Origin of the sequence: Lentzea sp. HUAS TT2 (genome assembly GCF_051853195.1) — a bacterium.
Lineage (GTDB): Bacteria > Actinomycetota > Actinomycetes > Mycobacteriales > Pseudonocardiaceae > Lentzea.
In genome coordinates this window covers 5635481-5644003 of record NZ_CP196667.1, presented here as the reverse complement: position 1 = coordinate 5644003, position 8523 = coordinate 5635481, and the positions used below count along the sequence as shown (strand labels likewise).

Below are 8523 nucleotides of genomic sequence, written 5' to 3'. Positions count from 1 at the left end.
CGCGCTTCCTTCTCGGATCGCCCGCTAGTCCATGACGTCCCCGATCGCCAGACGCAGGAGGGCTTCGCCGTCCATGTCGTCGATCGATTCCGCCTCGGCTGCTAGCACAACATCTCCGGCGCTGTTGTTTTCCCCACTGTCCTGAGCAAGTTGGAGCACCAGGTCCAGCAGACCGGCCTGCCGCAGGCGGCTGATCGGGATCGCCGCGAGCGCGTCGCGGATCGGCGCGTCGGGGTCGTTGGCGGTGGCCGCGGCCTCGCCGAGCAGCTCCGTGCGGACGAACTGGGCCAGCGCGGCGGGGGTCGGGTAGTCGAACACCAGCGTCGCGGGCAGCGCCACGCCGGTGACCGCCTTGAGCCGGTTGCGCAGGTCGACCGCCGTCACCGAGTCGAAGCCGACGTCGCGGAACGCCCTCGTCGGCCCGAACGCCTCCGCGCCCTCGAAGCCCAGTGTCGCCGCGGCCTCCGTGCGGACGAGGTCGAGCACCGTGCGTGCGCGTTCCGCCTCGGGCAGCGCCAGGAGCCGTTCCCTGAGCCCTGAGTCCGTCGTCTCGGGCTCTTCCAGGGCTTTCTGAACGGACGGGATGCCCATCAGCAACGGGCTCGGCCTGGACGCCGTGAAGCTCGGCGCGAACTTCTCCCAGTCCATGTTGGTGATCGTCAGCGACGTGTGGCCGTCCTCGACCGCCTGTTGCAGCGCGGTGATCGCGAGGTCCGGTTTCATCGTGTGGACGCCGCGGCGGCGCAGCTGTTCGGCGCCTTCCTCGTTCTCCGACGCCATTCCGGAGTCCGCCCAGGCGCCCCAGGCGATCGACGTGGCCTTGAGGCCCTGTGCCGTCCGGAAGTGCGCGAGGCCGTCGAGGTAGGCGTTGGAGGCGGCGTACGCGGGTTGCGCGCCGCTGCCCCAGCTCGCCGCACCGGACGAGAACAGGATGAACGCGTCCAGGTCGCTCGTGAGCTCGTGCAGCAGCCAGGCCGATGTCATCTTGGCCCTGAGCAGGCGATCCAGCTGGTCGATGCCCATCGCGTCGGTGGCCGCGTTGCCTTCGACGATGCCGGCCGCGTGCACGACAGCTCGCAGGTCAGGGACCGTGTCGATCACCGACTTCAGGCTCTGCCGATCCGACGCGTCGCAGGCCGCGATGGTGACGCGGGCTCCCAGCGCTTCCAGTTCCTGGCGCAGTTGCGCGGCTCCAGGCGCCTGGTCACCGCGGCGGCTGGTGAGCAGCACGTGCTCGGCGCCGCGGGTGGCGACCCAGCGGGCGACGTGGCCGCCCAGCGCGCCGGTGCCACCGGTGATCAGGACCGTGCCGCGCGGCGTCCACTCGGTGGGCTTCGGCGCGCGCTGGGCCGGGACGAGCCTGCGCCCGTGCACACCGGTGTCGCGGACCGCGAGCTGGTCCTCGCCGCCGCCGTTGGTGATGGCGGCGACCAGGCCCTGTTCGATCTGGCCGTCGATGGTGCCCGGCAGGTCGACCAGGCCGCCCCAGTGGCGCGGCAGGTCGAGTGCGGCGACCCTGCCGAGTCCCCACAGCGCCACCTGTTCCGGGTGGTGCACGGGATCGGTCGCGCCAGTTGAGATCGCCTGTTTCGTGACCGCCCAGAACGGCGCCGTGCTGCCGGCGTCGCCGAGTGCCTGCAGGAGCAGGACGTTCAGCGCGAGCCCGAGCGGTGTCGACGTGAACTCCTGATGCGGCGCGTTCTCGCTGCCGAGCAAGGAGATCACGCCGACCGGTTCGATGCCGATCAGCTCGGTGGCCAGGAGTGCGCGTTCGGCGTTGGCACGGACCGTGATCCGCACGAGGTCGTTGCCGAACGTCCGCAGCACCGCTTCGGTCCACTCGTCGACGTGCTCGGGAACGGCCGCGAGCCAGGTGCCGTTGATGCCGGTGGCCTGGACGCCGCGCAGGAGCTGCCACGAGTCGCGGTAGCGCCAGCCATCCACAGTGGACTGCGTCTGCTGCCTGGCACGCCATTCCCTGAGTGCGGGTAGGACATTTTCAGCGTCGACCCCGAGCGCGCCGGTGAGCTCGCCGTTCTCGACGAGCTGCCAGAACGCGCTGTCCTCGGCGTTGACGATCTTGGCAGCGGCCTTGGGCCAGAACCTGCTGCGGCTGAACGGGTACGTCGGCAGGTCGATCCTGCGGCCCGCGTACTTCCACCGCACGTCGAGCCCCGCGACCCAGGCCTCGGCGAGCGAGGTGGTGAAGCGCTGCCGCCCGCCCTGGTCGCGGCGCAGCGAGCCGACGGTGACCAGTTCCGTGCCGTCCGCCTCGGCCGTGGCCTGCGCGGACATCGTCAGCACCGGGTGCGGGCTCGCCTCGACGAACACGCGGTAGCCGTCCTCGACCAGTCTCCTGGTGACCGCGACGAACTCGATGGGACGGCGCGCGTTCTCGTACCAGTAGCCGGCGTCGAGGATCGCGGTGTCGACGCGTTCGGCCTTGACCGTCGAGTAGAACGCGATGTCGGTCTGGCGAGGCGTGATCGTGCCGAGGAGGTTCATCAGCTTCTCGCGCAACGGTTCGACCTGCGGGCCGTGCGAGGCGACCGTCGAGGCGACCACGCGTGCCCGGATCTCCCTTGCCTGGCACAGTTCCACGAACTCGTTGAGCTCTTGCAGGGCTCCGGCGACCGTGCAGGCGTTGGGGCTGTTGATGCCCGCGATGGACAGGACGGGCCATTGTGCGATGAGCTCGCGCGCTTCCTCGACCGGAAGCGCCACGGATGCGACCGCGCCGTTTCCGACGAGCTCGTCCGCGAACAGCTGCGACCGCAACACGACGATCTTGGCCGCTTCTCGGAGACTGAGCGCCCCGGCGACGTAGGCGGCGGCGATCTCGCCCTGTGAGTGGCCGACCACAGCGGCGGGCTCGACGCCGTTCTTCCGCCACGTCTGGGCCAGCGACACCATGACCGCGAACAATGTCGGCTGCAGGACCTCGATGCGTTCGAGGAGCTCGGCCTCACCGCGCAGCACGTCGATCACCGACCAGCCGACGAGCTCACCGATCGCCGCGTCGCACTCGGTGATCCAGTGCGCGAACGTCGCGTCCTCGTCCAGCAGGTCGACCGCCATGCCGTGCCACTGGCTTCCCTGACCGGGGAAGATGAACACCGGCGCACTCTCTTGCGCGACGCCCTGGACCACTTCGTCCCCGATGAGCACCGCACGGTGGTCGAACGCCGACCGGGTCGTCAGGAGGGAGAAACCGATGTCCTGGGCGTCCGCGTCGAGCGCGCGCACCTGCTCGATGCGCGCACGCAGCGAGGCCGGCGACTTCGCCGACACGGGCAACGGCACCGCCCCGACCTGCGGAATCGATTCGGACTGGCCGGCCCCCAGGGGGTTTTCGGCCCCCATCTCAATCATCGCAGGCAGGTCTGACAATTCCGGCTGGCTCGCCTGAGCTGGGGCTTCCTCGATGATCATGTGCGCGTTCGTGCCCGAGATGCCGAATGCCGACACGCCCGCCCGCCGCGGATGACCGCCGGTCTCCCATGCGCGGGCCTCGGTGAGCAGCTCGACCGTGCCGTCCGACCAGTCGACGTGCGACGACGGCGCGGCCACGTGCAGCGTCTGCGGCAGCAGGTTGTTCCGCAGAGCGAGCACCATCTTGATCACGCCGGCGACACCCGCGGCCGCCTGCGTGTGGCCGATGTTCGACTTCACCGAACCCAGCCACAGCGGCGACGACCGGTCGGCGCCGTAGGTCGCGAGCAACGCCTGCGCCTCGATCGGGTCGCCCAGAGCCGTGCCGGTGCCATGTGCCTCGATGACGTCGACATCGCCCGCGGACAGACCGGCGTTCGCGAGAGCAGCGCGGATCACGCGCTGCTGCGACGGGCCGTTGGGTGCGGTCAGGCCATTCGACGCGCCGTCCTGGTTGACCGCCGAACCGCGGATCACCGCGAGCACCTGATGCCCGTTGCGCACCGCATCGGACAGTCGTTCCATCACGACCATGCCGACGCCTTCGGACCAACCGGCGCCATCAGCGTCGTCGGAGAACGCCTTCGACCTGCCGTTCGCCGCCAGCGCACCCTGACGAGTGAGTTCAGCGAAAGCGAACGGTGTGGTCATGATCGTCGCACCGCCCGACACCGCCAGCGAGCACTCACCGCCGCGTAGCGCCTGCACCGCGAGATGCATGGCGACGAGAGAGGCGGAACATGCCGTGTCGACGGTGACGGCCGGTCCCTCGAAGCCGAACGTGTAGGACAGGCGGCCCGAGATCACCGACGCCGCGAGACCCGTGGCCGCGTGGCCTTCGGTGTCCTCGGCCGACGACGTCAGCAGCGTCGCGTAGTCCTGGCCGTTCGTGCCGACGAAGACACCGGTCTGCGAACCCCGCAGCGAGAGCGGGTCGACACCGACGCGCTCCAGCGCCTCCCACGTGGTCTCCAGCAGGAACCGCTGCTGCGGGTCCATCGCCATCGCCTCACGCGGCGAGATCCCGAAGAACGCCGGGTCGAAGTCCGCGGTCCCGGCCAGGAACCCGGCCTCGCGCGTCACCGACGTCGACAGCACCGACTCCACGTCCCAGTCGCGGTCGACGGGGAACGCGCCCATGCCGTCGCGTCCGTCGACCAGCAGCTGCCAGAGCTGTTCGGGCGTGGTGACGTCGCCGGGGAAGCGGCAGGCCATGCCGACGATCGCGATCGGTTCGTCGGCCTGCGCCACGACGTTCTCCACGGACTCGGCTGCTCCGCCGCGAAGGTGATCGGCGAGGCGGCGCGGCGTCGGGTAGTCGTAGACGAGCGACGCGGGCAACGTCCGGCCGGTCGCCGCCGACAGCTGGTTGCGCAGCTCGACCGCGGTCAGCGAGTCGAAGCCGAGGTCGCGGAACTCCTTGTCCACGCCCACCGCGTGCGGTCCGGCGTACCCGAGCACCGACGCGACGGCCGTGCGGACGATCTCCAGCACATCGCCGCCCGCCGCGATCTTCTGCCGTGCTTTGGGCTTCTCGGGCAGGATCGCGATGGCGACGGTCGGCGCGTCCTCCGCGACCGCCCGCCACATCGACTCCACCGCGAGGTCGGGCCGCATCGTGATCGCACTCAGGTCGGCGCCCACACCGTCCGCCATGCCGGAGCCGGCCCACGCACCCCACGCGATCGAGGTCGCCTTGAGCCCCAGCGAACGCCGCTCCCGCGCGATGGCGTCGAGCACGGTGTTGGCGGCCGCGTAGTTGGCCTGGCCGGGGTTGCCCAGAGCGCCCGCGACCGAGGAGAACAGCACGAACGCGTCCAGTTCGCGGTCACGGGTCAGCTCGTCGAGCACCAGTGCCGAGGCGACCTTCGACCGGAACACGTCCGCGAACCGTTCCGGCGCAAGGCCTTCCAGCACGCCGTCGCTCAGCACGCCGGCCGTGTGCACGACGGCGTTCGGCGAGTAGGTGTCCAGCAGGGCCGCGACGGCCGACCGGTCCGCGACATCGCACGCCACGATCTCCGCGCCCAGTTCCGCTTGCAGTTCAACAGCTCCCGGCGCGTCGAGTCCGCGCCGACTGACCAGCACGATCTTCTCGACGCCACGCTGGTGGAGGTCGCGGGCGACGTGCGCACCGAGCGCGCCCGTGCCGCCGGTGACGATGACGGTGCCGTGCGGCTCCCACATCGCATCGGCCGGCCCAGCCGCGTCGTAACGTCGCGCGAACACGCCGTCGGCCCTGATCTCGACCTCGGGCTCGGCACCGGCGAGCACCGCGGCCAGCTGCGCCACGTCACCGGTGACGTCGACCAGACCGCCCCACTGCGAGGGCAGTTCCAGCGCCGCCACTCGGCCGAGGCCCCACACCGCGCTCTGCGTCGCACTGGTCGCGGCGCCCCGCGTGACCGCCCACACCGGCGCGCTCACACCCCTGCGCGCCAACGACTGGATCAACTCCATCGTCGTGATCACGCCGCGCGGCACGCCGTTGTCGTCAGCCTCGCCGTCCAGCGCGAGCAGCGACACGATCCCGTCGAACGGCGTGTCCGGCACCTCCTGCAGCACAACACCGTTGACGGCCGCCGCGACCTCACGGGCGAAGTCGTCCTCGGCGCCGAGAACGAGCCAGGTTCCGGAGACCGTGCCACGCGGTGTGATCCGCTCCCACGACTCGCGGTGTCGCCAAGAGTCCACAGTGGACTTTGCGCGGTCGACCGGCGCGACGTCGAGCACGGTCGGCCAGTAGCGCTCGTGCTGGAAAGCGTACGTCGGCAGGTCGACCCGCCGCGCGCCCGTGCCCTCGAACAGCGCACCCCAGTCCACGGTCGTGCCGCTGACGTGCAGGCGGGCGAGTCCGGCGACGAACGCCTGCTCCTCACCTCGGTCCTTGCGCAGCAACGGGATGCCGCTGACCATCGCCGACAGCACGCCGTCCGGTCCGATCTCCAGGAACGTGCTGCCGTCGAGCGCACGCACCGCGTCGTGGAAGCGCACGGTCTCCCGCACGTGCCGGACCCAGTACTCGGATTGTTGAACAATCCCGCCGGCCACCAGAGGGATCGTCGGATCGTTGAACGAAATGCCCGCGATGGCCGCGCGGAACTCGTCCAGCATCGGCTCCATCAGCGGCGAGTGGAACGCGTGGCTGACCTGCAACTGCTTGAACTTGCGCCCGCTGAGCTGTTCGACAATCCGGCGTGCCTCGTGCTCAACACCGGCGATGACCACGGCGGACGGGCCGTTGACCGCGGCGATCGACACACCCTCGGTGAGCAGCGGGACGATCTCCTCCTCGCCCGCCTCGATCGCGAACATCACGCCACCAGCGGGCAGCGCGTGCATCAGCGAGGCGCGCGCGGAGATCAGCGTGCACGCGTCCTCGAGGCTGAACACCCCGGCGACGTGCGCGGCCGCGATCTCGCCGATCGAGTGACCGGCGAGCCGGTCGGCCTTGATCCCGAACGACTCCGCGAGCCGGTAGAGGGCCACTTCCAGCGCGAAGATCGCGGGCTGGGCGTGGCCGGTCTGGTTCAGCGCGTCCGCGTCCTCGCCCCACATGATCGACCGCAGCGCCGGGTCGAGGTGCGCGAGCACGGCGTCGAAGGTGTCCGCGAACACCGGGAACCGCTCGTACAGGCCCCGGCCCATGCCGAGCCGCTGCGACCCCTGCCCCGTGAACACCAGGGCCAGATCGCTCTCGGCCACCTCTCCCCTGGCGATCTCGACGCCGTCCACCAGCACCACCCGGTGCTCGAACGCCCCGCGCGACACCGCCAGCGAATAGGCCAGGTCGAGCTGCGAGGCGTCGACCGTGCCGAGGCTCGCGAGCTGATCGGCCAGCGCCTCCTCAGACCTGCCCGACACCACGAGCGGCACCACGGAAGCGGTCGTCGTGACCTCGGGAACCGCGGGCGTGAACTCCGGCGCCTCCTCGATGATCACGTGCGCGTTCGTGCCGGAAACGCCGAACGACGAGACGCCGGCACGACGCGGGTGGCCGTGCGCCGGCCAGTCCCGGCGCTCCGTCAACAGCTCCACGCTGCCGGTCTGCCATTCCACGTTGGACGACGGCGCGTCGACGTGCAGCGTCTGCGGCAGCACGCCGTGTCGCAGCGCCATGACCATCTTGATCACGCCCGCGACACCGCCGGCGGACTGCGGGTGGCCGAGGTTCGACTTGATGGAACCGAGCAGCAGCGGGGTCTCCCGGTCCTGGCCGTAGGTCGCGAGCACGGCCTGGGCCTCGATCGGGTCACCCAGGGTCGTGCCGGTGCCGTGCGCCTCCACAGCATCCACTTCGGACGGTGCCAGCCCGGCGTTCGCCAGCGCCTGCCGGATCACGCGTTGCTGCGACGGGCCGTTCGGTGCGGTCAGGCCGTTCGACGCGCCGTCCTGGTTGATCGCCGAACCCCGCAACACCGCGAGCACGGTGTGACCGTGCCGGCGGGCGTCCGACAGCCGTTCGAGCAGCACCACACCGGCACCCTCGGACCAGCCGGTGCCGTCGGCGGACTCCGCGAAGGCTTTGCAGCGACCGTCCGGAGCGAGCCCGCCCGCGGCCGTGAACGCCGAGTACGCGTTCGGTGTGGTCATCACCGCGACACCACCGGCCAGCGCGAGGTCGCACTCGCCGTTGCGCAGGGCCTGTGCGGCCCAGTGCATCGCGACCAGCGACGACGAGCACGCCGTGTCGATCGTGATGGCCGGGCCCTCCAGACCGAGCAGGTAGGAGATGCGGCCGGACAGCACCGACGCGGAGAACGCCGTCGTCGCGTATGGGCCGGTCTCCTCCAGCGAACGGTTGAGCAGCGACTCGTAGTCCTGGCCGGTGGTGCCGACGAAGACGCCGGTCTGGCTGCCCTTCAACGAGTTCGGGTCGATGCCCGCGCGTTCCAGCGCCTCCCAGGAGGTCTCCAGGAGCAGGCGCTGCTGCGGGTCCATCACGACGGCCTCACGCGGTGAGATGCCGAAGAAGCCCGCGTCGAAGTCGGCGACGGCGTCGAGGAAACCGCCCTCGAACGTGGTGCTGGCAAGCCGTTCCAGGTCCCAGCCCCGATCCGTCGGGAATCGCGAGATCACGTCCCGTCCCTC

The 8523-nt window shown here is 70.5% G+C and carries 1 protein-coding gene (running past one end of the window); it reads right to left on the bottom strand.

What is annotated here, in order from left to right:
• Positions 1–24 precede the first annotated feature (24 nt).
• Positions 25–8523, bottom strand: the 3' portion of a protein-coding gene (locus ACSHWB_RS27730; protein ID WP_439656218.1) for a type I polyketide synthase. Its footprint extends 18900 nt past the window's final position; the window shows 8499 of its 27399 coding nt (coding positions 18901–27399); its start codon lies off the right edge, out of view; it ends in the stop codon at positions 25–27.